Source organism: Streptomyces sp. KMM 9044 (genome assembly GCF_024701375.2).
In the GTDB taxonomy this organism is placed as follows: Bacteria; Actinomycetota; Actinomycetes; order Streptomycetales; family Streptomycetaceae; genus Streptomyces.
In genome coordinates this window covers 1,272,701-1,295,922 of the sequence record NZ_CP113910.1, presented here as the reverse complement: position 1 = coordinate 1,295,922, position 23,222 = coordinate 1,272,701, and the positions used below count along the sequence as shown (strand labels likewise).

General features: G+C 71.7%; 18 protein-coding genes. 6 read left to right on the top strand and 12 right to left on the bottom strand.

All coding sequences use genetic code 11. The features are described 5' to 3' along the window. Window positions 1–109: 109 nt before the first annotated feature. The 6 genes from HUV60_RS05805 to HUV60_RS05780 form a co-directional block, all read right to left on the bottom strand. Window positions 110–637, bottom strand: a complete 528-nt coding sequence (locus HUV60_RS05805; RefSeq protein ID WP_257851854.1) for a S1 family peptidase — start codon at window positions 635–637, stop codon at window positions 110–112. Between the two features lie 199 nt (window positions 638–836). Continuing rightward, window positions 837–1,661 carry a hypothetical protein gene (locus tag HUV60_RS05800; RefSeq protein WP_257851856.1) on the bottom strand — a complete coding sequence of 275 codons (825 nt, stop codon included), beginning with the start codon at window positions 1,659–1,661 and terminating at the stop codon, window positions 837–839. A gap of 43 nt (window positions 1,662–1,704) precedes the next feature. After that, window positions 1,705–2,169: a hypothetical protein gene (locus tag HUV60_RS05795; RefSeq protein ID WP_257851857.1), complete on the bottom strand. Its 465-nt coding sequence runs from the start codon at window positions 2,167–2,169 to the stop codon at window positions 1,705–1,707. A gap of 234 nt (window positions 2,170–2,403) precedes the next feature. Beyond that, window positions 2,404–3,318 (bottom strand): homocysteine S-methyltransferase, encoded by a 915-nt coding sequence (mmuM, locus tag HUV60_RS05790; RefSeq protein ID WP_257851859.1) that lies wholly within the window; start codon window positions 3,316–3,318, stop codon window positions 2,404–2,406. Window positions 3,319–3,430: 112 nt separating this feature from the next. After that, entirely contained in the window at window positions 3,431–4,576 is a 1,146-nt protein-coding gene (locus tag HUV60_RS05785) for an RNA polymerase sigma factor (RefSeq protein WP_257853098.1), read from the bottom strand. Window positions 4,577–4,619: 43 nt separating this feature from the next. Further along, window positions 4,620–5,027, bottom strand: a complete 408-nt coding sequence (locus tag HUV60_RS05780; protein WP_257851860.1) for a YciI family protein — start codon at window positions 5,025–5,027, stop codon at window positions 4,620–4,622. A gap of 273 nt (window positions 5,028–5,300) precedes the next feature. On the opposite strand from HUV60_RS05780, the gene HUV60_RS05775 reads away from it, so the two are divergent. The 3 genes from HUV60_RS05775 to HUV60_RS05765 are packed head-to-tail and all read left to right on the top strand — an operon-like array spanning window position 5,301 to window position 8,963. Continuing rightward, on the top strand, window positions 5,301–6,461 hold the full coding sequence (locus tag HUV60_RS05775; RefSeq protein WP_257851861.1) for a glycoside hydrolase family 43 protein: 1,161 nt from the start codon (window positions 5,301–5,303) through the stop codon (window positions 6,459–6,461). A gap of 1 nt (window position 6,462) precedes the next feature. Further along, window positions 6,463–7,881 (top strand): RICIN domain-containing protein, encoded by a 1,419-nt coding sequence (locus HUV60_RS05770; protein ID WP_257851862.1) that lies wholly within the window; start codon window positions 6,463–6,465, stop codon window positions 7,879–7,881. Then, window positions 7,878–8,963, top strand: a complete 1,086-nt coding sequence (locus HUV60_RS05765) for a rhamnogalacturonan acetylesterase (protein WP_257851863.1) — start codon at window positions 7,878–7,880, stop codon at window positions 8,961–8,963. Before HUV60_RS05770 ends, HUV60_RS05765 begins: the two co-directional genes overlap by 4 nt. 315 nt (window positions 8,964–9,278) lie before the next feature. Here the strand turns inward: HUV60_RS05765 and HUV60_RS05760 are convergent, their stop codons facing one another. The 6 genes from HUV60_RS05760 to HUV60_RS05735 form a co-directional block, all read right to left on the bottom strand. Then, complete coding sequence (locus HUV60_RS05760; protein ID WP_257851865.1) at window positions 9,279–12,182, bottom strand: glycoside hydrolase family 2 TIM barrel-domain containing protein; 2,904 nt, start codon at window positions 12,180–12,182, stop codon at window positions 9,279–9,281. 12 nt (window positions 12,183–12,194) lie between these two features. Continuing rightward, entirely contained in the window at window positions 12,195–13,085 is an 891-nt protein-coding gene (locus HUV60_RS05755) for a carbohydrate ABC transporter permease (protein ID WP_257851867.1), read from the bottom strand. Next, entirely contained in the window at window positions 13,082–14,044 is a 963-nt protein-coding gene (locus HUV60_RS05750; RefSeq protein ID WP_257851868.1) for a carbohydrate ABC transporter permease, read from the bottom strand. The genes HUV60_RS05755 and HUV60_RS05750 overlap by 4 nt, the downstream gene beginning before the upstream one ends. Window positions 14,045–14,066: 22 nt before the next feature. Further along, entirely contained in the window at window positions 14,067–15,332 is a 1,266-nt protein-coding gene (locus HUV60_RS05745) for an ABC transporter substrate-binding protein (protein ID WP_257851869.1), read from the bottom strand. A 330-nt stretch (window positions 15,333–15,662) separates the two neighbouring features. Next, window positions 15,663–16,931, bottom strand: a complete 1,269-nt coding sequence (locus tag HUV60_RS05740; protein ID WP_257851870.1) for an ROK family transcriptional regulator — start codon at window positions 16,929–16,931, stop codon at window positions 15,663–15,665. 133 nt (window positions 16,932–17,064) lie between these two features. Next, window positions 17,065–18,321 carry an FAD-binding protein gene (locus HUV60_RS05735; protein ID WP_257851873.1) on the bottom strand — a complete coding sequence of 419 codons (1,257 nt, stop codon included), beginning with the start codon at window positions 18,319–18,321 and terminating at the stop codon, window positions 17,065–17,067. Window positions 18,322–18,684: 363 nt separating this feature from the next. Here HUV60_RS05735 and HUV60_RS05730 point away from each other — a divergent pair, with 363 nt between their 5' ends. The 3 genes from HUV60_RS05730 to rsgA all read left to right on the top strand — a co-directional run bounded on the left by HUV60_RS05730 (window position 18,685) and on the right by rsgA (window position 23,177). Next, window positions 18,685–20,010, top strand: a complete 1,326-nt coding sequence (locus HUV60_RS05730; RefSeq protein ID WP_257851875.1) for a radical SAM protein — start codon at window positions 18,685–18,687, stop codon at window positions 20,008–20,010. 259 nt (window positions 20,011–20,269) lie between these two features. After that, entirely contained in the window at window positions 20,270–21,799 is a 1,530-nt protein-coding gene (locus tag HUV60_RS05725) for a cellulose-binding domain-containing protein (protein ID WP_257851876.1), read from the top strand. A gap of 265 nt (window positions 21,800–22,064) precedes the next feature. Then, window positions 22,065–23,177 carry a ribosome small subunit-dependent GTPase A gene (gene rsgA, locus HUV60_RS05720; RefSeq protein WP_257851877.1) on the top strand — a complete coding sequence of 371 codons (1,113 nt, stop codon included), beginning with the start codon at window positions 22,065–22,067 and terminating at the stop codon, window positions 23,175–23,177. Window positions 23,178–23,222 lie beyond the last annotated feature (45 nt).

Genomic DNA, 23,222 nt, shown 5'->3' with positions numbered 1-23,222 from the left:
GGACGGCAGGCGGTCGGTGCCGGCCCGCCGTCAGCCGCGCACGACACCCCGGTGACCCGGCTCTGTCCGCCGGGGGCTTCGCGTGCGCGGTCGGCCCGGCCCGGCCGCCTCAGGAGACGCTCAGGCCGTACGCCGACAGCCATTCGGTCACCGGCTGGTAGTGGGTGAAGCCTCCTGAGCTGCGGTTACCGCTGCCGGCGACGATGACGCCGACAGCCGTGCCGCCCGAGAAAGCCGGATCACCGGAGTCGCCGGGCTCGGAGCAGATGGTGGACCGGAACAGCCCGTACCCGGTTCCCCCGCCGTAGTCGAGGGTGACGTTCACGGCCTGGACGGTTCCGCAGCGGTATCCGGTGGTCCGCCCGACGTGGCAGATCGACTGCCCGACGACGGGATGCGCCGCGCTGGTGATGTCGCGGGCACCGGCACCGGCGCCCAGCGAGACCTCGGCCGGGTAGGCGACCGCCGTGTCGGTGTACCGGATGCTCGCGTAGTCGTTGCCCGGGAAACCCACTCCCGCGGTGACGCCGACGGCGACGGTCAGGGCGGCGTCGGCGTACCGGGTACGGGCGCCCTGGGCGCACCGGTGCGAAGCGAGCGCGTACAGCGTGGAGCCGGAGCGGGCGTTGAAGCCCACGGTGCGGCGGGCGCCGGTGCTGTGGATGGAGGGTGTCGCCCCCGCGTACCGAGACGGCCGCCTGTCGCCCCGCCCGCTCCCCGGCATGGGCGGCCGATCCGACGGCGGCGGACCAACCGAGGAGCAGTGCCAGTACGACGGCGGCCCGGACGACGGTTCGCAGGGGTCTTTCGGAACGCGTGGGACTCACGGCGGCCTCCTATGGCATGTGCCTGCCATCCTGGGGCAGCCGGTGCCGGGCTCTGACACAACGCCGGGCGGTCTCCCGCAGCTGCACCAACTCCTCGCTGGGCAGCGGAATCCTGAGTACCCAGGGCAGGGCGTTCGTCCTGCTCGGCGACTGGTCGGTCCTGAGGTTGCCGGCCCATTCGTCGTACCAGTTCCGCAGCCGCTGCTGAAGCCGCGAGGGCTGGTACCGGGACGGTGACGGTGCCGGTGAGGCCTGTGGGCTTCCGTCCGCGCCGCGGTCGAGCAGCGGCGCGTCCTCCGCCGCCCCGCCCGCCACGATCAGCAGCGGGTCGAGCTCACTGCGCCGGCTGCGGACGGCGCTGACTGCCTTGATCAGTTCGATGCCGCCGTTCTCCCGACCCGTCCGGCGAAGGAACAGCACCGGCGGACGCGTCCGCTTGAACCCCCGCAGATCCCAGCTGCCGCGCCGGTGGTTGTTCCGCAGGCCCTCGGGGAGCGCCGGCACGTACAGCCGGAGGGGGAACGGGCCGCCCTCCCGCACGGCCCCGGCCACGTCGTAGGCGCGGGCCGCGATGGCCTCCCAGGAGGGGACGGGCCGCAGCAGCCGCACACTGGTCGACTGGTGGCGTGCGGCGGACTGGAGGAACGTCGTGGTCAGGAACCACCGGCCTTCCCTGCGTAACCAAAGGAAGAGAAGGGCGTGGCCGGGGACGTGGTTCAGTACGGCGAGCAGGGCCACCAGTCCGATGCCCGCCAGGACGGTGATGTACCACTCGGGGCGGGTGAGCAGCGCGGTGAAGGCGCCCAGGACGCCCGTGGGGAGGAACTGCTGCACGTCGGTGAGCAGTATCTGCCGGCGCGGAGGTCTGCGGGGGGCGTCAGTGCTGCCGGGCCAGGATGCGCGGCAGGCGGGTCCGGGCCCGCTCCCGCCGGGTGTTCCCCTCCGGGGTGCCGACGGGGGCGGTCGGCCAGTGCTCGCGCATCTCCGGATCGTCGGTGGCCTCCTGGAGGGCACCGACGAGGCCGGGGCGGGGGAAGGAGCAGGGCCGGTAGGCGGCGGACCGGTCGCCCCACTTCCCGGAGTCGCCGAGATCGCGCAGGAGTCGTGTGGCCCGCGCCGTGGGGCTGTCCTTCCCCGGTTGCGGCTCGGTCGAGGCGACGGCCAGGCGCGTGCCGTGCTGCTGTCCTTCGCGCAGCTCGTCGACGAGTCCGGTGACCCGGTCGTCGTCGGCGGGACCCTCGGCATACAGCACGATCACCGGCATCGGAGGATCGCCCGCCCGGAAGTCCTGGATCAGGGACTCCAGTTGACGTTGGACGTCGATTCCCGCCTCGGTCGACATGCCCGGGTGGCCGGCTGGACCGTCCTGAGGGAAAAACTGATCACGGCCGTGCACGGACACCCCCCGGTGGTCGTAAGACACATGTGTCACACGCGTTCGGTGAGGACAACGCCTGACCCTGACAACCGCTCCTGGTGGGACGACGATCAGGCGGCGGCGAGGCGCAGGGTGGGCGAAGCGCAACGGGCGGGGTGGGGGAGCAGGGCCCCGGGAAGGCCGTCCGGTGCGCGTTCGCTACGCCGGCCGCCGTAGCGTCGAGGCGATCGCCGAGATCGTCTTCGGGCCCACCCGGCAGCACCCACCGATCAGCCGGGCCCCGGACTCACGCCACCCCGTGACCTGCTCGGCGGTGAACGTGGCGCTGCCCCTCCATGCGCGCGCCCCCGCGTCCCAGGTCTCGCCGCTGTTGGGGTAGACCACGGCCGGTTTGCCGGTGACGCGGGCCGCCAGGGCGACCGCGTGGTCGGCGTCCTCGGGGGCACAGCAGTTCACGCCGACCGCGACGACCTCGTCCACGTCGGCGGCGAGCGCGAAGGCGTCCTCCAGCGACTGCCCGGCGCGGGTGCGGTCGCCCGTCGCCGAGTACGACAGCCAGGCCGGGATGCCGAGGCCGGCCAGGATGCGGAGGAGTGCCTCGGCCTCGTCGGTGTCCGGGATCGTCTCCAGGGCGAGGACGTCGGGCTCCGCGGCGGCCAGGACCTCCATACGGGGGCGGTGGAAGCGTTCCAGCTCGGCCACGCTCAGGCCGTACCGGCCCCGGTACTCGGAGCCGTCGGCGAGCATCGCGCCGTACGGGCCTACGGAGGCCGCCACCCACAAGGGGCGGGACACCCGCGCCCGCCGGGCCGCCTCGCGTGCCGACCCGACACTCAGGGCGAGCAGGGCGGTGGCCCGGTCGTGGCCGATGCCGCGCCGCGCGAAGCCCTCGAACGTGGCCTGGTAGCTGGCGGTGATCGCCACGTCCGCGCCCGCCTCGAAGTAGGCGAGGTGCGCCTCGGTGATCGCCCCGGCGTCCTCGGCGAGCAGGCGTGCCGACCACAGTTCGTCGCTCAGGTCGTGGCCCGCTGCCGTCAGCAGGGTGGACATGCCGCCGTCGAGAACGGCTGCGCCGGCGGCGAGGAGGTCGGCCGGGGCGGGGGCGGTGTGCATGCCGTCGACGGTAGTCGAACCGTGAGCAGTGAGCCGGGCGCGGGCGGGCGGCTCCTCGGCACGGGGCCGCGTCGGACGCCGGGCGGGACTCCGGGAGGCCGAGCGCGACTCCTCAGTGCCCCCGGCGGGCGTTGAGCCGGGCGGCCTGGCGGGTCAGGTGGTCGCGTTCGGCGAGGTCGGACGCCTTCCGGGCCGCCTCGGCGTACAGGTGTGCCGCCTTCGCCAGGCCGCCGTCGCGCTCGTGGAGATACGCCGCCACCGCGGCGTGGCGGGGCAGCGAGGCGTCCAGTGCGGCGAGCGCCGCCAGGCCGGCGCGCGGCCCGTCGGCCTCGCCGACGGCCACCGCGCGGTTGAGCCGGACGACCGGGCTGTCGGTCAGGCGCGTGAGCTCGTCGTACCACTCGACGATCTGCACCCAGTCGGTCTCCCCGGCGGTGGGCGCGTCGGCGTGGAGTGCGGCGATGGCGGCCTGGGCCTGGAACTCGCCCAGCCGGTCGCGGGCGAGGGCCGCCTGCAGGATCCCGACCCCCTCGGCGATCGTCGCGGTGTCCCACCGGCCGCGGTCCTGCTCGGCGAGCGGTACCAGGCTGCCGTCGGGCGCGGTCCGGGCAGCGCGCCGGGCGTGGTGGAGCAGCATGAGGGCGAGCAGCCCCGCCACCTCGGGGTGGTCGATCGCGGCCGCGAGCTGCCGGGTGAGCCGGACGGCCTCGGCGGCGAGGTCGACGTCGCCGGAGTAGCCCTCGTTGAAGACCAGGTAGAGGACGCGCAGCACGGTGGCGACGTCGCCGGGCCGCTCGAACCGCACGCCGGAGACGGTGCGTTTGGCCCGGCTGATCCGCTGCGCCATGGTCGCCTCGGGAACCAGGTAGGCCCGGGCGATCTGGCGGGTGGTGAGCCCGCCGACGGCGCGCAGCGTGAGCGCGACCGCGGACGACGGCGTCAGCGACGGGTGGGCGCACAGGAAGTAGAGCTGGAGCGTGTCGTCCACCGCGGGCGCGGGCCCGGGGGCCGGCTCCTCGTCGACAAGGCCCTCACGCCGGCGGCGGGCGGTGTCCGCGCGGGTCGCGTCGAGGAACCGGCGCCAGGCCACGGTGACCAGCCAGCCCTTCGGGTCGCGCGGTGGGCCGGCCGGCCAGACCCGGGCCGCCTCGACCAGCGCGTCCTGGACGGCGTCCTCGGCCGCCGCGAAGTCGGCTCCGCGGCGGACGAGGATCGCGAGCACGCTCGGCGCGAGGCCCCGGAGGAGGAACTCGTTCACCTCGGAGGTCATTTACCCGTCGTTTCCGCCGTCGTTTCCGCCGTCATTCCGTGATGGCGGGCGGCGCGGCCAGGAACGGGCGCACCTCGAGCCACTCGTGGATCGGCCTCCCGCCCGCCCCGGGGGCGGCCGACAGTTCCCCGGCCAGCTCGACGGCGCGCTCGTGGCTGTCGACGTCGATCACCATCCAGCCCGCGATGAGGTCCTTGGTCTCGGCGAACGGGCCGTCGGTGACCGGCGGGCGGCCCTCGCCGTCGTACCGGACGAACGTCCCCTCGGGGGAGAGCGCCTGACCGTCGACGAACTCGCCGGTTCCCTCGAGCCGGGCGGCGAAGTCGTTCATGTACTGGATGTGGGCCGAGATCTCCTCCGGCGTCCACTGGTCCATGGGTACGTCGTTGACCGCAGCCGGGGCGCCGCGGTAGTGCTTCAGCAGCAGGTACTTGGTCATGTTGTTTCTCCTCGGTGCTGTGCGACCCATTCTGGTCGCGTTCACTGCGGGGACGGAGCAGGCCACGGTTTCTCGACATCGGCACCCGAAAAGTTTTCGTTCCCGCGGACGTACCGCCTCGGCTTGTCCGAACCGTTGACCCACTCATGACAAGCGCTTACCTTTTGGACGTTCGGCGTTCGTCATGTCAGATGACTTTCGGTATGTCGAACAGAAGGAATGAGTCGAACAGCCCGTGCACGGACCACCTCCCCTCCCCGAGAGGCAGACCGCATGAGCCGCGCCGACGACCTGCCCCGCCCCGACCTCCCCGAGCCGTCCCCCGCTCTGCCGCCCGCGCCCGCCCGCAGACTGTTGCTGAAGAATGCCCTCGCCGCAGGCGCCCCGGCCGCCAGCACCCCCGCGGCGGCCCACGCGGCCGCCCCCTCGCCCCCCGCCGACAGGCCGAAGGCGGCGGCCCCCCACGCGAACTCCCTCGTGCGCAACCGTGCCGACCCGCACATCACCCGTCACACCGACGGCTTCTACTACTTCACCGCCACCGCCACCGCCACCGCCCCCGAGTGCAACCGGATCGTCCTGCGCCGCTCCCGCACGCCGGCCGGGCTCGGGAGCGCCGCCGAGTCCGTGGTCTGGCGGGCGCACCCCACCGGTGACATGGGCGCCCACATCTGGGCGCGGGAGATGCACCGCGTGGCCGGCAAGTGGTACGTCTACTTCGCCGCCGCGCCCGCCGAGGACGTGTGGGCCATCCGCATCTGGGTACCGGAGAACGCCCACCCCAATCCCTTCCTGGGCACCTGGGTCGAGAAAAGGCAGATCAGGACCGCGTGGGAGTCCTTCTCCCCGGACACCACCACCTTCACCCACCAGGGCACCCGCTCCCTCTCCTGGGCCCAGCACGAGCCCGGCACGGACAAAAACAACACCGCGATCTGGCTCTCCGGGATGTCCGATCCGTGGACCCTGACGGGGCCCCAAGTGCGTCTGTCCACACCGGAGTGCGGCTGGGAACGCCTCGGCTGCAAGGCCAACGAGGGGCCGTACGTGATCCAGCGCAACGGCCGGGTCTTCATGAGGTACTCCGCCGGCGTCACCGACGCCAGCTACCGCATGGGCCTGCTCACGGCCCCCGACGACAGCGACCTCATGGACACCGCGAGCTGGTCCAAGTCGCCCGTCCCCGTCTTCACCAGCAACGACACGACCCGCCAGTACGGTCCCGGGCGCAGCTGCTTCACCGTCGCCGAGGAGGTCCGCACCGACGTCCTCGTCTACCACGCCCGCCAGTACAAGGAGATCGACGGGGACCCGCTCGACGACCCGAACCGCCACACCCGCGCCCAGCCCCTCGGCTGGAAGCCGGACGGCACCCCGGATTTCGGCGTCCCCGTCGCCGACGGGACCGCAGCGACCAGTGGCACGGGGGTGTGACATGAGACGCCTGTACGCGGTGGTGCTCACCTTCTGCCTCGCCCTCGCCGGAGCCCTCGGCGCCGCCGGGCCCGCCCAGGCCGCACCGCAGTCGATCGGCAACGGCGTCCAGTTCACCGACGTCGGCGGAAACCCCGTGCACGCCCACGGTGGCGGGATCATCAAGGTCGGCGCGTACTACTACTGGTTCGGCGAGCACCGGGGCGATGACAACACCTTCCGGTACGTCGACGCCTACCGCTCCACCGACCTGAAGAACTGGGAGTTCCGCAACCACGTCCTCACCGAGGCCAGTGACCCGGAGCTCGCCACCGCCAACATCGAGCGGCCCAAGGTCATGTACAACGCGGCCACCGGGAAGTTCGTGATGTGGATGCACAAGGAGAACGGCTCCGACTACAGCGAGGCCCGCGCCGCCGTCGCCGTCTCCGACACCGTGGACGGCGACTACGCGTGGCGGGGCAGCTTCCGCCCGCTGGGGCAGCACATGTCCCGCGACATCACCGTCTTCACCGACACCGACGGCACCGGCTACATGGTCTCGGCCGCCCGCGAGAACTACGACCTGCACATCTACCGGCTCACCGCCGACCACACCGGTATCGCGGGCCTGGCGGCCAACCCGTGGCCCGGCGGCCACCGCGAGGCGCCGGCCCTGTTCAAGCGGGGCGGCGTGTACTTCATGCTGACGTCCGGCGCCACCGGCTGGAACCCCAACCAGCAGCAGTACGCCACCGCCACCAGCCCCGCCGGCCCCTGGTCGGCGATGCGCAACGTGGGGGACGCGACCGCCTACGGGTCGCAGACCGCGTTCGTCCTGCCGGTACAGGGGTCCTCGGGCACGTCCTACCTGTATCTCGGTGACCGCTGGGGCAACTCCTTCGGCGGCAGGGTCAACGACTCCCGGTACGTATGGCTGCCGCTGACCTTCCCGTCCTCCACCTCGATGTCCCTGTCCTGGTCACCCGAGATCACCGTCGACACGGCCGCCGGGACGGTCGGCGGGACCTCCGCCACCTACCACACGCTCATCGCCCGGCACAGTGGGAAGTGCGCCGACATCACGAGCCGGTCGCTGTGGCAGGGCGCCCAGCTCAAGCAGTACGACTGCAACGGCGGCGGCAACCAGCGGTTCTGGTTCAAGCCGGTCGGCAACGGCTACCACCAGCTCGTCGTGCGCAACAGCTCGTTGTGCCTCCAGGAGAACGCGGGCACCGTGACGCAGGAGAACTGCTCCGCCTCCGCCGCAGCCACCGCCCAGCAGTGGTCGGTTTCCACCACCGGCTCCTACGCGACCCTCACGTCCCGTGCGACCGGCGAATGCCTCGACGTGTCCGGCGGTGCGACCGCCAACTCGGCGGCCCTCATCACGCACACCTGCAACGGAGGGAGTAACCAGCAGTGGACACGCGGAACATGAGGACACGTCGGAGACGGACGGCGGAGACCGCCGTCGCGGGAGCCGTGGCGGCCGCGACGGTCGTCGGCGGGCTCGGGCTGTCGTCCGCCCCCGCCGCCGCCCGGACGCGGGACCACCGGCCGGCCCTCGGCATCGAGAACTGCACCACCACCGCCTGCCACTTCGACCTCCCGCCCGGCGCCTACGACGTACACGTCCGTCTCGGAGGTGAGACCGCCTCCCGTACCGCCATCGGGGGCGAGACCCGGCGCGCGCTGCTCGCGGAGACCGCCGCCGGGGCCGGGCAGCGGGTCGACCGCGGTTTCACCGTAGACGTCCGCACGCCCGAAGGAGAGCCCACCGGCCCCGACGGCAGCCCCGGGCTCGACCTCACCATCGACGGCAGCGCCCCCGCGCTCGCGGACATCCGGGTCACCCCGGCCGTCGACCGGCACACCCGGCAGATCCTCGTCGTCGGCGATTCCACCGCCTGCGACCAGCCCGGCGCCCCGTACTCCGGCTGGGGCCAGCACCTTCCGCAGTACCTGCGCAAGGGCGTCTCCGTCGCCAACCACGCGGACTCCGGTGAGAGCACGGTCAGTTATCTGGGGAACCCGCGACTGTGGGACACCGTCCGGTCGTCGATCCGGCCCGGTGACCTTGTCCTCATCCAGCTCGCCCACAACGACAAGACCACCGACGGGGCGACCTACCGGGCCAACCTCGAGACCATGGTGGCGGGCGTGCGGGCCGAGGGCGGCGAACCGGTCCTCGTGACGCCCGTCGTACGGCGCTGGTTCAACGCCGACGGCACCCTGGACAACGGCACCGCCCTGCTGGTCAACGGGCTCGGCGTCGACCACCCGGCGGTCGTCCGCGCCGTCGCCTCGGCAGCCGGCGTCCCGCTGATCGACCTCACCGCCAGGACCAGGGAGCTGGTGGAATCCCTCGGCGTGGAGGGCTCCAAGGCGCTCTACCTCTACGACGAGAAACGCGACAACACCCACACCTCCCCTCACGGAGCCACGCAGTTCGCGGCCCTGGTCCGCGACGAACTCGTCCTCGGGTATCTGGTGCCCGAGGACCGGGTCAGGAGGGGATGAAGCCCCTGCGGCACCCCGGCCGGAACCGGGGTGCCGCAGGCCCCTCCCGAGTCTGCCCCCCGCCCGGCGCACCGCCCACACGGAAATCCAGGTGCTGAGCAGGGCCTCCGTGCGGGACGAGGCCGACGTCACCGCCTTGTCCGGGCGGCCCTGGTACGGTTGACGCTTTCGCGGGTATCAGAACCTCTGTACTCATCTCCGGCGAGGGATGGAGGGACCGAGGAACCATGGGCATGGGCATCCCCGGCGACCCGGCCGGCTGCCCGCCGCCGGACGCAGGCGTTCCCGTGCCCGGCGGGAGGCGGTCCGCCCGGCTCAGCCGGAACCCGGCTGGGCGGAGAAGACGAACGAGAACTCCGCGGGCTCGGCCCTCAGCACGTACTGCGGGAGCGGGCCCGGACCGCACGACTGCGAGCCGATTCCGTGCTGGGCGTGGTCGAGGTGCACCCACACCGTGTCACCGGGGACGAGGTCGGTGAGGTGCCGGGCCGCGTCCAGCTGTTCGGTGGTCCAGGGCCTGGCCGTGAACCAGAACTCGGGCTCGCCCTCGATCCGCAGGCCGCCCAGCTCCACCCAGCGCACGTCGGCCCGCGCGCCGTTCTCCTGCGGACGGACGTAGGGCGTCTGAAGATCCTCGATGCTCGCGTCCCACAGCAGGTCCTTGGACGCCGCCCTGGTGTCCGGGTACGCCTCGCCCCCGCCGCCGAACCAGAGGACGGCGTTCTCCGGTGAGCCCTCCAGCCCGAAGCGGATGCCGAGCCTGGGCAGCGGCACCCGCCAGTCGCCCTCCGGCACGACCGAGACGGTCAGCCGCACGTGTCTGCCGTCGGACGTCCAGCGGTACGCCGCCCGCAGCCCCGTCTCCCGGCCGGCGGACGCCACCCGGGTCCGTACGACCAGGGCGTCGCCGTCCGTCCCGACGGCGACCGTCCGGTGCCGCATGCGGTGCAGGCCCAGCTCACGCCAGAGCGGACCGTACCGGGTGTCCGACTGCCAGGGCGCGCCGTCGTCGTTGTCGGTCGTCGCCCGCCACACGTCCAGGCGCAGACCGCTCACGGGAACACCGGCGATCGTGCGCACCGCGCCGGTGCGTGTGTCGAAGGACGCCGGGCCCAGCGTGATCCCGTCCCCCCGGACGACGGGCCGTACGCCGGTCGCGGCGGCCACGGGGGCGCGAGGGGCCACCGTCCGCTGGGCCCACGCCACTTCGTGGCCACGGCCCGCCCAGCCGGTGTCGTCGGCGAGCAGCGCGCGTACCGTCCACTGGACCTCCTTGCCCTTTCCGTCCGGTGCCCCGGGCAGCTCGACCTCCGCCGACCGGCCGGGGGCCAGCGCGGGCACGGTGAGGCGGTACGTCCCGGCCGGCAGCCCGTCGATCTGGTAGGAGCTCTCGAACTCCAGATGGGACAGGTCGGCGAAGTCGTACCGGTTGGTCACCCGCACGGTGCCGTCCGCCTCACCGGCCTCGATGCGGACGGGCTCGATCACCTTCTTGTACTCGATCAGACCCGGCGACGGCGTGCGGTCCGGGAACAGCAGCCCGTCGCACACGAAGTTGCCGTCGTGCAGTTCCTCGCCGAAGTCGCCGCCGTACGCGTAGCCGAGCGTGGGGTGCCGTACGCCGTGGTCGATCCACTCCCAGACGAAGCCGCCCTGGAGCCGGTCGTACCGTTCGAACAGGGACTGGTAGTCGGCGAGTCCGCCGGGGCCGTTGCCCATGGCGTGCGCGTACTCGCAGAGGATCAGCGGGAGCCGACGGCGCCGGCGGGAGCCGCCGTCGAGCCCGCGGGCGATCCGTTCGACCTCGGCGTGCGGCGGGTACATCCGTGAGTAGACGTCCGTGTCACGGCAGTCGATGTCACCCTCGTAGTGCACCGGACGGGCGGGGTCCCGGGAGCGGATCCAGTCGGCCATCGCCGTCAGACCGCGGCCGGTGCCCGCCTCGTTGCCGAGCGACCACATCACGACCGACGGGTGGTTCTTGTCCCGCTCGACCATGCGAGCGGCGCGGTCGAGCAGGGCGGGGGTCCAGCGTTCGTCGTCGGTGGGGTTGTCGCGCCAGTCCTGCTCGACGAAGCCGTGGGTCTCCAGGTCGCACTCGTCGACGACCCACAGCCCGTACTCGTCGCACAGGTCGAGGAAGGCGGGGTGCGGCGGGTAGTGGGAGGTGCGGACGGCGTTGATGTTGTGCCGCTTCATCAGCAGCACGTCCTCGCGCATGGTCTCCGGGTCGAGCGCGCGGCCCCGCCCGGGGTGCCACTCGTGCCGGTTGACGCCCTTGAAGAGGACGGCCCTGCCGTTGACCTTGAGCAGGCCGTCCTCCAGGGCGACGGTGCGGAACCCCACGCGCAGCGGGACGCGTTCACCGGCCGTGGCGAGCACCCCGTCGTAGAGCCGGGGGGTCTCCGCCGACCAGGGGGCGACCGGCAGCGTCACACTCTCCCCGGTCGCGACGTCGATGCCCAGCTCCGGCACGGTCACCCGCCCGCCGGTACTGGAGCCGGTGTCGGCGTCGACGCGCAGGGTGCCCTCGCCGGTGACGTGGTCGTAGGAGGCGTGCACGAAGAAGTCGCCGACGCAGCCCGCCGGCCGGTGCAGCAGCGTCACGTCACGGAAGATACCGGGCAGCCACCACTGGTCCTGGTCCTCCAGATACGAACCGGCCGACCACTGGTGGACGCGGACCGCCAGAACGTTCCCGGCGGGCTTCAGCAACGCCCCGACCGCGAACTCGTGCGGCAGCCGCGAGCCCTTGAACTCACCGATGTCCGTGCCGTTCAGCCACACCCGGGCACAGGACTCGACCCCGTCGAAGCGCAGCACGGCCTCGTCCCCCTCGGCCGGGGCGGGCCAGCCCTTCGGCAGGTCGAAGACGCGCAGATGGTCGCCGGTCGGGTTCTCGGTGGGGACGTACGGCGGATCGACGGGGAACGGGTAGAGGTGGTTCGTGTAGGCGGGGGCCCCGAAGGCACCGTCCCCCTGGAGGACCCAGTGGCCGGGGACGGTCACCTCCGCCCAGTCGCCGGCGTCGTAGCCGGGCACGCCGAACGCGTCGTCCTCGGCGTCGGCGGTCGCCGACAGGCGCAGCCGCCATTTGCCGTTCAGGGAAAGGGACGCCGCGTCCGAGGACGCGTAGCGGGCACGCGGGGGAAGGGTCCCTCGGCCGGGGGAGACGTCCTCCACGTAGTCGGTCGCCGTGGTGCGCGTGTGCAAAGACATGGGTCTCCTGGGTCAGCCCTTGATGCCGGTCTGCGCGATGCCCTGGACGAGCCAGCGCTGGAGGAACAGGAAGACGCAGACCAGGGGCAGGATGGAAATGGCCGTGGCCATGAAGATCAGGTGGAAGTTGACGGTCTGGTTGGTCATGTAGGAGGAGAGGGCGACCTGGACGGTCCAGGCGCTCGGGTCCTGTCCGATGACGAGCGGCCACAGGAAGGAGTTCCAGCCGCTGATGAAGGTGATCGTCGCGATGGCGGCGAAGAAGTTCAGCGAGTTCGGGACGACGACCCGCCAGTACGCGCCCCAGTAGCCGAGCCCGTCCACCCGTGCCGCCTCCTCCAGCTCTCTCGGGAACCCCAGGAAGTACTGCCGGAAGAGGAAGCACGTGAAACCACTGAAGAGGCCCGGGATGATCAGACCCCGGTAGCTGTCCACCCAGCCGAGGGACGACACGAGCACGAAACTGGGCACGAAGGTGACCGCCGTCGGCACCATCAGGGTCCCCAGGACGGCGTAGAAGACCTTGTCGGCGTGCCGGTACGGGATACGGGCCAGCCCGTACCCGGCGAGCGAACAGACCAGCAGGGTGCCGACCGTATGCAGTGTTCCGACGACCGCCGAGTTCCACAGCGACCGGGCGAAGTCGACCGTCGGGTCGTCGAACGGCTCGGTGATGTTGCCCCACTGGATGTCCGACGGGAAGAACGCCCACTCCTCGCCGGTGATCTCGGAATCGGTGGACAGGGCGTTTCGGACGATCAGGTAGAAGGGGACCAGGAAGAGGAGCGCGGCGAGGCCGGTCGCGGCGTACAGGCCCGCGGACCCGAGCACGCCGGCGCGCGGGCCGCCCCGGCGCGACCGGTTCGGTGCGGGGCCCGCCGTCTTCGGCGTACCGGAGGTCATCTGCCGTCCTCCCCCCGGCCGAAGCCCATGAACCGGCCCTGCAGCAGCGTCACCAGACAGATCAGCAGCGTGAGGATCAGCGCGCCCGCGCTGCCCGCACCGTAGTCCTGGTTGTCGCCCAGGGCCTTGTAATACAGCTCGACCAGTGGCGGGCGCCCCCACGTGGTCTTGCTCAGCAGGTTGAAGAACTCGTCGAAGGCCTGGTACGCGGCCACGAGCAGCAGAAGGATCACGGCCGTCGAGGTCGCGCGCACCTGCGGCAGTGTGATGTACCGGAACGTCTGCCAGCCGGGCCGGGCGCCGTCGATGGCGGCAGCCTCGTACAGTTCGCGCGGGATGTTCTGCAGCGCGGCCAGGAACAGGATCATGTAGAAGCCCGCCTGGAGCCACAGCCGTACGGTCACGATGACCAGCCAGTACCAGGGCGGGTTCGGGTTCGCCAGCCACGCGGTGTCGTCCACCCCGAACACACCGAGCACGGTGTTCGCCAGACCGAAGCGGACCCCGTTGAAAATGGACATCTTCCAGACGAGCGAGGCGGCGACATAACTCACCGCCGTCGGCAGGAAGAAGACCGAGCGGAAGAAGGCCCGCATGAACCGCAGCCGGTTCACCGCGAGCGCCAGCGCCAGCGACAGCGCCCAGGTGGCCGGGACGATGAGCGCCGCGAACACCGTGAAGGTGACGAGGGAACCCACGAACCGCTCGTCCGTCAGCATGACCCGGTAGTTCTCGAAGCCGATGAACTCGCTCGGAGTGACGGTGAACCGGGCCTCGAAGAAGGACAGCCACGCGCTCCACAGGATCGGCACGTAGACGAAGATCAGCAGGCCGATGAGGAAGGGCCCGGTGAACAGCCAGAAGTTGAAGGTGCTGCTGGCCCGCAGCTGCCGCCGCGGCCGGGGGAAGCCCTTGGCCGGGGCGGGGCGGGCGGCACCGCGCGCGGTGGTGGTCGACATCTCGTCGCTGCCCGTCCGCGGTCTATCCGAACAGCTTCTGCAGCTCGCGGCCGACCGTCCGGTCGGCCTTGTCGAGCGCGCTCTCAGGGTCACCGCCCTTGCGGACGCAGTCGGCGAGGACGTCCTCCAGGGCGGTGATCATGGCCTGGGTCCAGCCGATGTTGTCGAAGTGCCCGAACTCGTTGAACAGCCTGACGCCCTCGGCCGGGAGGCCCGACTTGAGCTTGTCGGCGGACCGGGCGATCGAGGTGCGCGGCGGGATGTGGAAGCCGTAGGAGAGCGCCCAGTCCTCCTGGTACTCCTTCTGGTCGATCCAGAGCCACTTCACGTACTCCTTGGCCGCCTCGACGTCCTCGCCCTTCGCGTTGACGAACATCGACCAACCGCCGTTGGTGACCGCCGGCTTGCCCGTGGCGGTGACCCTCGGGAAGGGAAAGATCCCGAGATCGTCGCCGAGCGCCTCCTGCATCTGAGGCATCGCCCACATGCCGCACCACTGGATGGCGGTGAGCCCCTGGTTGAGCGCGGAGGGGTCCCAGAAGTCGGTCGGCGCGTCGAGCAGCAGGTCACCGCTGGTGAAGAGCTTGCGCAGGGTGCGGAAACCCTCGACCACCGCGTCGGTGTGGTACGCGATCTCGTTCTTCTCGTCGAGGGTGTCGGCGCCGGACGCCCAGATCATCGGGTTGACGACCGGGTGCAGGGTGTTGCCCAGATAGATGCCTTTGACCTTGTCCGTGGTCAACTCCGCCGCTGTCGCCAGGAGATCGTCGAGTGTGGCGGGGACACCGACGCCCGCCTTCTCGAACATCGACTTCCGGTAGAAGAAGAACTGCGGGTCGTCGATCATCCGGACCCCGTAGATCTTCCCGTCGACGGTGTGCGACCGGATGTCGGCCGGGTTGAAGTCGTCCTTCACCGGCTCGACCAGGTCGGTCAGGTCCGCCACCTGGCCGCTCCTGACGAGCTGGATCTGCGGATGGAACTCAAAGACGTCCGGAGCCTTGTCGGTGAGCAGGGAGGCGAACAGCTTGCTCTCGAAGTTGGAGCCCGTGATCCACTGCGTGCTCACGTCGGCCTCCTCGTAGGCCTCGGCGTAGCGCCTGATGGCCTGTTCGGTGCCGGCTTCGCCGTAGGCGTGGAAGTACTGGACCAGACGCTTGCCCGATCCCGGCCCGCCGTCCCGGCCGGTGTTGCCGCCGCACGCGGCGAGCCCGCCGACGGCAGCCAGGCCCGTGGCCGCCCTCAGTACGGAACGGCGGTCCCAGTGGTGAGTACCCAATACCGACATGTCGACGTCCTTGTCTCGAGTACGGCTCGAAAGGCAGGTGAGTGGAGCAGGCGCCCCGGGCGGGTGCGGGGACGTACGGGCGGCGCCGGCGGTACGGGGCAGTGCACGCGGAGCAGAGGGATCCGCGGCGGACGGCTTCTGGCGGTGGTGCGGTGGACGGCGCGGAAAGGCCTTGCGGTGCCGGACGTTAACCTTCGTTCAAGGCTTCGGCAAGGGGTTGGGCAAAGCCCGTACGAAGCGTTGTGCGCCGTTCGGGATGACGGACGGATCGGTCAACGGGCCGACGGAGCCGGGGATTCGAGGCTCGGGACGCGGGTGGTGCGCGGGACGTCACGGCTTGTCGGTGCCGGATCCGCGGGCTTGCGTGGCTGTGTCGGCGCGTGTGCCGTTTCCCTTGCGCGCCGCCTTCAACGCGCCCTCCAGCGCGAACGTCGCCGCGCCCAGGCAGACCGGATCGGTGGGAATCGGGGAGAGCACGATGCGGGTGGCGGCCAGCGGGCGGCGCAGCGCGTGCCGGGTGACGGCCTCGCGCACCGCGTCGAGCAGCGGCTCACCGAACGCGGCCGCGACCCAGCTGCTGAGCACGACCACCTCCGGGTTGAGCAGGTTGATCAGGTCGGCGATCCCGGCACCGAGGTAACGGGCGGTGTCCTCGAGGACCTTGACCGCCACCGGGTCGCCCGAAGCCACCCCCCGTGCCAGGGCGCCGACGGTCGCCGTCTGGTCGTCGGGACGCAGCAGAGGGCTGTGCGGGCTCACCTCCCGCAGGTTCAACATGATCCCCGGCGCCCCGGTGTACGTCTCGACGCAGCCGTGGTTGCCGCAGTGGCAGGGGCGTCCGTCCAGGACGAGCGTGGTGTGCCCCCACTCGCCGGCACTGTTGCTGACCCCACGGTGCACTCCGCCGCCCAGCACGAGCCCGGCGCCCACCCCGGTCCCGAGGTTGACCACCACCGCGTCACCGCGCCCGCGCGCCGCCCCGAACCACAGCTCGGCCACCGCGCAGGCACGCAACGGGTTGTCCAGGTACAGCGGGTGGGGGATCCGCTCGGCGAGCAGGTCCAGCAGCGGCACGTCGTGCCAGTCCCAGTTCGGCGCGTACTCGGAGACTCCCGTGGCACGGTCCACCTGGCCCGGCACGCTCACCCCGGCCCCGAGCACCCGCGCGGACCCGGTCCCGGCCCGTTCCACCACCGAGCCGACCGCCGAGGCCACACGGCCCACGACCTGCTCGGGCCGGTTCTCACCGGGACGCATCTCCTCGCCAGCGCGGGCCAGCACGTTCAGCGCGAGGTCGAACAGCTCGACCCGGACGTATGTCTCGGCGAGGTCGACGCCGATCAGGACGCCGCCCGACGCGTCGACGGCCACCAGACCGCGCGGACGTCCGCCGGCCGAGTCCTCGAAACCGACCTCGACGACCATGCCGAGGCCGAGCAGTTCGCCGACGAGGGTGGCCACCGTGGCGAGACTGAGCCCGGTGGCGGCCGCCAGCTCCTGCCGTGAGGTGGGGGACTCGGCGATGATCTGGCGCAGCACCTCGTAGCGGTTGGCGGTACGGATGTCCCGCGAGGTGCGCTTCACCGGAGGTGCCCCCATCCCTGCAGCGCCCGCACTGCCGTGCCGGGCTGCGTCGGCACCGGCGCGCGGCAAGGCTATGGCCGGTGCCGACGTTCGGCAAGAGGTTCGGAAAGGGGCTGTACGAAGTCGGGCGAGCCGGGACCGGGCGCGGTCAGTCGCCCAGGACGTCCCGCACGAACGCGTTGCTGAACTTGCCCGCCGGGTCCAGTGACCGGGCCAGGGCCCGGAAGTCGCCGAGCCGCGGATAGAGGGCGCGCAACTTCGCCGCCGGGGTGGTGAACACCTTCCCCCAGTGCGGCCGCGCCTCGAAGGGCGCCAGCGCCTCCTCCAGCCGCCGGACCACGGGCAGCACCGCGGGCGTGTCCGCGACCCAGGTGAAGTGGGCGGCCACGGTGTCCCGGTCGTAGGAGGGGCTGAGCCACTGGCCGTCGGCGGCCACGGTCCGCACCTCGCAGGTCTGCAGTACGGGGGAGACCGTCTCCCGGATGCTGTCGATCGTATGCAGCATGTCGACGGCGAACCGGCGCGGCAGCAGGTACTCCGACTGCAGCTCCTCGCCGCTGCTCGGGGTGAACTCCGCGCGGAAGTGCGGCAGCCGCTCGTGCCAGGGCCCCGGCACGCCGAACTGGTCCGTGCAGTTGACCGCAGGCATGCCCGGCACGGGGTGCAGCTTCTCGGTCGCGGGCGGCGCCCAGGGGAAGTCCGGCAGCGGTTGGTCCGTACGCCGCTTCACCCACACCTGCCGGAACCCCGGCGTCCTCCAGTCGGTGAACAGGCTCACGCTGTACGCGGCCGACATCACCGTCTCGAAGAGACGGGAATCCAGCCCGGCCAGCGGCAGCTCGGTGAACAGGTGCTGCTCGACGTCGAACGCCGGCTCCAGGTCCAGGGTGAGCGCCGTGACGACACCCAGCGCCCCGAGCGAGGTGACCGCGCCGCCGAACCGGGCCTCGCCCCCACGGCCGATCCGTACCGTCGAACCGTCCGCCGTGACCAGCTCCACCTCGCGCACCACCGACGCGAGCGGACCGTTGCCGACCCCGGAGCCGTGCGTGCCGGTGGCGACCGAACCGGCCACCGAGATGTGCGGGAGCGACGCCATGTTCGGCAGCGCGAGTCCTCGCTCGTGCACGCGGCGGGCCAGCTCCGAGTACCGCACGCCGCCGCCCACCCGTACCGTCCGGGCCGCCGTGTCCACGTCGACCTGCGCGGGCAGGCCCTCGAGCGAGAGCAGGACGCCGGCCTCGCCCGGCTCGGCGATCTCGTTGAAGGAGTGCCCGCTGCCCAGAGCCCGCACCCGGCTGCTCCCGGCGACCAGCGCGCGCAGCGCGTCCAGGGTGTGCGGGCGGTGCAGCTCCTTGGCGGCGTACGTGATGTTGCCCGCCCAGTTGGTCACGGTCCCGGTCATCGGTCGTCCTTCCCGGAGGTGCGGGACCGAAAAGGTCCCCGCCGGAACTTATCGCGAGCCCCGGGGTATGCATCGCCCGGCCCGCTCTCCCGCCCGGCCCGCCCGGCCCGCTCTCCCGCTCTCCCGCTCTCCCGCTCTCCCGCTCTCCCGCTCTCCCGCTGGGGCGCGGGGCGCGCACGGGGCGCAGCACGGCACCGAAGCCCACCGGGCGACCCACGGGACGTACTGTCTCCGCAGGTCCGGGGGGAGTGCCCCGCGTCACGTCGGGGGCCCCGGTACCACGGACCGACGGGCAGGGGCATACCGTGAGGAGTCGTACGTCCGAGCCGGGAGTCGTACGTCCGAACCGGAAGGAGACACGGGATGGGCAGCGGCAGCCGTACCGCGCTGGTCGAGGATCTGATGGAGCGGTTCCCGCATGTGCCGCGCGAGGCCGTCTTCAAGGAGGACCTGCTCCGGGGCGGGATCGCCTTCGATCCGTCCGCCCTCAGTGACAACGAGGGCGGTGAGGTCAAACCGAAGTCGTACTTCATCTTCTCCTTCGACCACGGAACGCTGCCCGAGCTGGGCGAGGCCGCGCTCCGGCGCCCGCCCGAGGAGATCATCCTCACCGGAGGCCCCTACGACCTGCGCCGCACCGTGGTCTCCGTGAGGGTGAACCCGGCCTCCCCCTACCGGGTCGCCGCGGACGAGGACGGGGTCCTCGGCCTTTACCTCGACGGGAAGCGCGTCTCGGACGTCGGCGTGCCGCCGATGCCCGAGTACTACCGGCACACCCTCTCCAGCGGGAAGTCCGTCATGGAGGTCGCCCCCACGATCCAGTGGGGCTACCTGATCTACCTGACCGTCTTCCGGGTCTGCCAGTACTTCGGCGCCAAGGAGGAGTGCCAGTACTGCGACATCAACCACAACTGGCGCCAGCACAAGGCGGCCGGCCGGCCCTACACCGGGGTCAAGGACGTCGAGGAGGTCCTCGAGGCGCTGGAGATCATCGACCGGTACGACACGGCGAAGGCGTCCACCGCCTACACGCTGACCGGCGGAGCGATCACCAGGACGGTCGCCGGCCGTGACGAGGCCGACTTCTACGGCCACTACGCCAAGGCCATCGAGGAGCGCTTCCCCGGCCGCTGGATCGGCAAGGTCGTCGCCCAGGCGCTGCCCAGGGACGACGTGCAGCGCTTCAAGGACTACGGCGTGCAGATCTACCACCCCAACTACGAGGTGTGGGACCGCCGCCTGTTCGAGCTGTACTGCCCCGGCAAGGAGCGCTACGTCGGCCGCGACGAGTGGCACAAGCGCATCCTGGACTCCGCGGACGTCTTCGGCGCGCGCAACGTGATCCCGAACTTCGTGGCAGGCGTGGAGATGGCCGAGCCTTTCGGCTTCACCACGGTCGACGAGGCCATCGCCTCCACCACCGAGGGCCTGCGCTTCTTCATGTCGCACGGCATCACGCCCCGCTTCACCACCTGGTGCCCCGAGCCGACGACCCCGCTGGGCAAGGCCAACCCGCAGGGCGCGCCGCTGGAGTACCACATCCGGCTGCTCGAGGCCTACCGCGCCACGATGGACGACTTCGGCCTGTCCTCGCCCCCCGGTTACGGTGAGCCCGGACCGGGGCGCGCGGTGTTCTCCGTCAGCTCCTTCATGGACAGTCTCCCGGCGCAGGAGCCCGCCGAGGCGTGAGACGCGCGAGGGCCGGGAGCACCTGAGAGGAAAACGGAACACGGGGAAGGCCGGAACCGAGACGTTCCGGCCTTCCTTGCGTATCCTCCGACGTGAGGCGTGCGCGAGGGCGCGTACGCGGGCGTCGTGCCGCCCGAAGCGGACACAGAGCTTGTCAGTTGTGTCGAAATAGTGAAAAGCTCGTCCATCGCCCCCGAGGGTTCCCCCAACTGTGCTTTTAGAATGGCGAGTTGACCTCGTTCGTGGATGCAGGAGACTCATGACCGACCTGCCGGCCCCTCAGGACGCCACCGAGGCAGCACTGTTCTCCGAGTGCTGGGACGCGGTGCTCTCGTACGCCGATCTCTGCACGGCCGGCTCCACCGCCGCCGCGCAACTCGCGCGCGAGGCGTTCGCACAAGGCATACGGGAGGTGCGCGAGGCGGAGGCGAGTACCGTGCGCGGCACCGGCCGCCGCTCCTCCAGGCTGCCCCGAATACCCCTGCTGCTGGCCGCCGTTCGCACCACTGCCGCGGACTGGGAGGGCACCGGACAGGGGCACCGGCTCGATCCGGACCTGAGGTTGTGGCTCCACTCGGACAAGGCCGCCCGCTACACCGGCCCTCCGCTGAGCCGCCCGATCGCTCTGCGCGGACTGCGCGATCTGCAGCAGGCCGACGCCGAACTCCTCTGGCTGGCCGAGGCGGAGTCCCTGCCGCTGCCCCTGGTGGCCCGCCGGCTCGGTCTCGACCCCGTCACCGCCGCGGACGAACTCACCCAGGTCCGCGGCCTGTTCCGGGACCGCTGCCACCGCAACCACCTCGACTCCCCGATGGACGCGGAGTGCCGCAGCTACGCCCGGCTGCTGGACGCCGTCACCCGCTCGCCCGCAGCCGACACCCCCGACGACCTGTCCCGGCACCTCGCCGTCTGCGTGCAGTGTGCCGAGGCCGCGGCCTGCCTGCGGATGCACGGCGGCGGACTGCCCGTCGCGCTCACCGGCGGGGTCATCGGCTGGGGCGGCCTCGCCTACCTGGAGCGCCGCCGCCGCGCGGCCGAGGCGCGTCTCGGTCCCGGGCGCCCCGACGGACCCGGCGTGGGCGGAGTCCCGGCCGACGTGTCGCAGCGGGCGCGCGTCGTCCGCAACCGGCTGATGGTCGCCGCCGTCCTGGTGTCGGGAGCCGCACTTGCCGTCTCCCTGATGCAGTTCGGCGGCGCGGAGGAAGACAGGGCGACCCTCCCCGACGCCGACCGCCAGGCGGTGGCCAACCCGGATCCGTACCCGCCCGAGGGCCCTGGTGCCGTCCCACCCGCCTCGGCCTCCGGATCCGCACCCGCCTCGGCCTCCGGCGCCGCACCCGCCGACGCCCCCAAACCCCCCACCGACGGACGCGCCCCGGGCCGGCCGACCCCCGACACCGGCCCCGACCCCGAACCGCAGGGCAGCACCTCCGCCACGGCCTCCCCGCCCCGGACCACCGCGCCCAGCAAGCCGGCCGTCTGCCACGCCACGTACGACCTGGGTAACCAGTGGCCCGACGGCTTCCAGGCCACCCTGACCGTCACCACGACAGAGCCCCTCGAATCCTGGCGCGTCGCCTTCACCTTCCGGGACGGCCAGCGCGTGACCCAGATGTGGGATGCCGAAGCGAGCCAGAAGGGCTCCCGTGTCACCGCCACCGCCGCCGACTACAACAAGACGGCCCCCGCCGGCGGAAAACTGGCTTTCGGCTTCCTTGCCTCCTGGACCGGAAAGAACTCCCCGCCCACCGACGTCACCCTCAACGGCCACTCCTGCGCGAGCGGGTGACGGGGCCCGGCGGGTACGGAAAAAAGGGTGGCTGTCCGGCTGATCGGCGCTTTATTCTGGGCGCGGAAGCGAGCAGGGCCGTTGGCCGCTGCTGTCGTTGGTGCGTGTGTGCCGAAAGGGAGGTGTGACCGATGGCTGTCTCCGCGATGGGTGCTGTCTGCATCCGGACGTTCGTTCATCCCACCTCCGTGGCCCTCGGCTGACATCTCTTCTTCTGCCGCGCCGGTGATGCGCGGTGCCGGGGCCGCCCTTCGAAGGGTCTCCCTTGAACTTCTCCTTTTCTCTTCCGGCTTCTTCGCGTGCTCTCGCCCCCTTCGGCTGGGACGACGAGTGGGAGGCCGCGTTCTCCTCGTACGGTGCGCAGGGGCTGCTGCCCGGCCGTGTGGTGCGGGTCGACCGCGGCCAGTGTGACGTCGTCACCCCCGACGGGTCCCTGCGCGCCGACACCGCCTTCGTGACCCCGCACGATCCCCTGCGGGTCGTGTGCACGGGCGACTGGGTCGCCGTCGAACCGGACGGCAACCCGCGTTACGTACGGACGTGCCTTCCGCGGCGTACCGCCTTCGTGCGGTCCACCTCGTCCAAGCGGTCCGAGGGGCAGGTCCTCGCTGCCAACGTGGACCACGCCGTCATCGCCGTCTCGCTCGCCGTCGAGCTGGACCTGGCCCGGATCGAGCGGTTCCTCGCGCTCGCCTGGGAGTCCGGGGCCCAGCCGGTGGTCGTGCTCACCAAGGCCGACCTCGTGCCGGACGCGGTGACGCTGGCGCACCTGGTCCAGGACGTGGAGACCAGCGCGCCCGGCGTGCCGGTACTGGCCGTCAGCGCGCAGGACGGGGAGGGGCTCGACGTTCTCACCGCCATCGCCGCCGGGGGTACGTCCGTCCTGATCGGCCAGTCCGGCGCAGGGAAGTCCACCCTCGCCAACGCGCTCCTCGTCGAGGATGTGATGGACGTACGGGCCACCCGTGACGTCGACGGCAAGGGTCGGCACACCACCACCACCCGCAACCTGCTCGCCCTGCCCGGCGGGGGCGTCCTCATCGACACCCCGGGCCTGCGGGGCGTCGGCCTCTGGGACGCCGGCAGCGGTGTCGGCCAGGTGTTCTCCGAGATCGAGGAGTTCGCCGAGGGCTGCCGCTTCCACGACTGCGCCCACGAGAGCGAGCCGGGCTGCGCCGTCATCGAGGCCATCGAGACCGGCGCCCTCCCGGAACGCCGCCTCGAGAGCTACCGCAAGCTGCTCCGCGAGAACCGGCGCATCGTCGCCAAGACCGACGCACGCCTCCGCGCCGAGATCCGCAAGGACTGGAAGCGGAAGGGGGCGATCGGCAGGGCCGCCATGGAGGCGAAGAGGGGCGGCGACAGCCACCGGCGGTAATACCGGTCACAGGTTGCCCGGCCGAGCTCTGGCAGCGGTCGTCCG

Coding starts and splice junctions, on each gene's coding strand:
- HUV60_RS05780 (WP_257851860.1), bottom strand. CDS start 5,027: ATGACCAAGTACCTGCTGCTGAAGCACTACCGCGGCGCCCCGGCTGCG.
- HUV60_RS05770 (WP_257851862.1), top strand. CDS start 6,463: ATGAGACGCCTGTACGCGGTGGTGCTCACCTTCTGCCTCGCCCTCGCC.
- HUV60_RS05795 (WP_257851857.1), bottom strand. CDS start 2,169: ATGTCGACCGAGGCGGGAATCGACGTCCAACGTCAACTGGAGTCCCTG.
- HUV60_RS05735 (WP_257851873.1), bottom strand. CDS start 18,321: ATGACCGGGACCGTGACCAACTGGGCGGGCAACATCACGTACGCCGCC.
- HUV60_RS05775 (WP_257851861.1), top strand. CDS start 5,301: ATGAGCCGCGCCGACGACCTGCCCCGCCCCGACCTCCCCGAGCCGTCC.
- HUV60_RS05740 (WP_257851870.1), bottom strand. CDS start 16,931: ATGGGGGCACCTCCGGTGAAGCGCACCTCGCGGGACATCCGTACCGCC.
- HUV60_RS05760 (WP_257851865.1), bottom strand. CDS start 12,182: ATGTCTTTGCACACGCGCACCACGGCGACCGACTACGTGGAGGACGTC.
- HUV60_RS05725 (WP_257851876.1), top strand. CDS start 20,270: ATGACCGACCTGCCGGCCCCTCAGGACGCCACCGAGGCAGCACTGTTC.
- HUV60_RS05755 (WP_257851867.1), bottom strand. CDS start 13,085: ATGACCTCCGGTACGCCGAAGACGGCGGGCCCCGCACCGAACCGGTCG.
- HUV60_RS05745 (WP_257851869.1), bottom strand. CDS start 15,332: ATGTCGGTATTGGGTACTCACCACTGGGACCGCCGTTCCGTACTGAGG.
- HUV60_RS05750 (WP_257851868.1), bottom strand. CDS start 14,044: ATGTCGACCACCACCGCGCGCGGTGCCGCCCGCCCCGCCCCGGCCAAG.
- HUV60_RS05765 (WP_257851863.1), top strand. CDS start 7,878: ATGAGGACACGTCGGAGACGGACGGCGGAGACCGCCGTCGCGGGAGCC.
- HUV60_RS05730 (WP_257851875.1), top strand. CDS start 18,685: ATGGGCAGCGGCAGCCGTACCGCGCTGGTCGAGGATCTGATGGAGCGG.
- mmuM (WP_257851859.1), bottom strand. CDS start 3,318: ATGCACACCGCCCCCGCCCCGGCCGACCTCCTCGCCGCCGGCGCAGCC.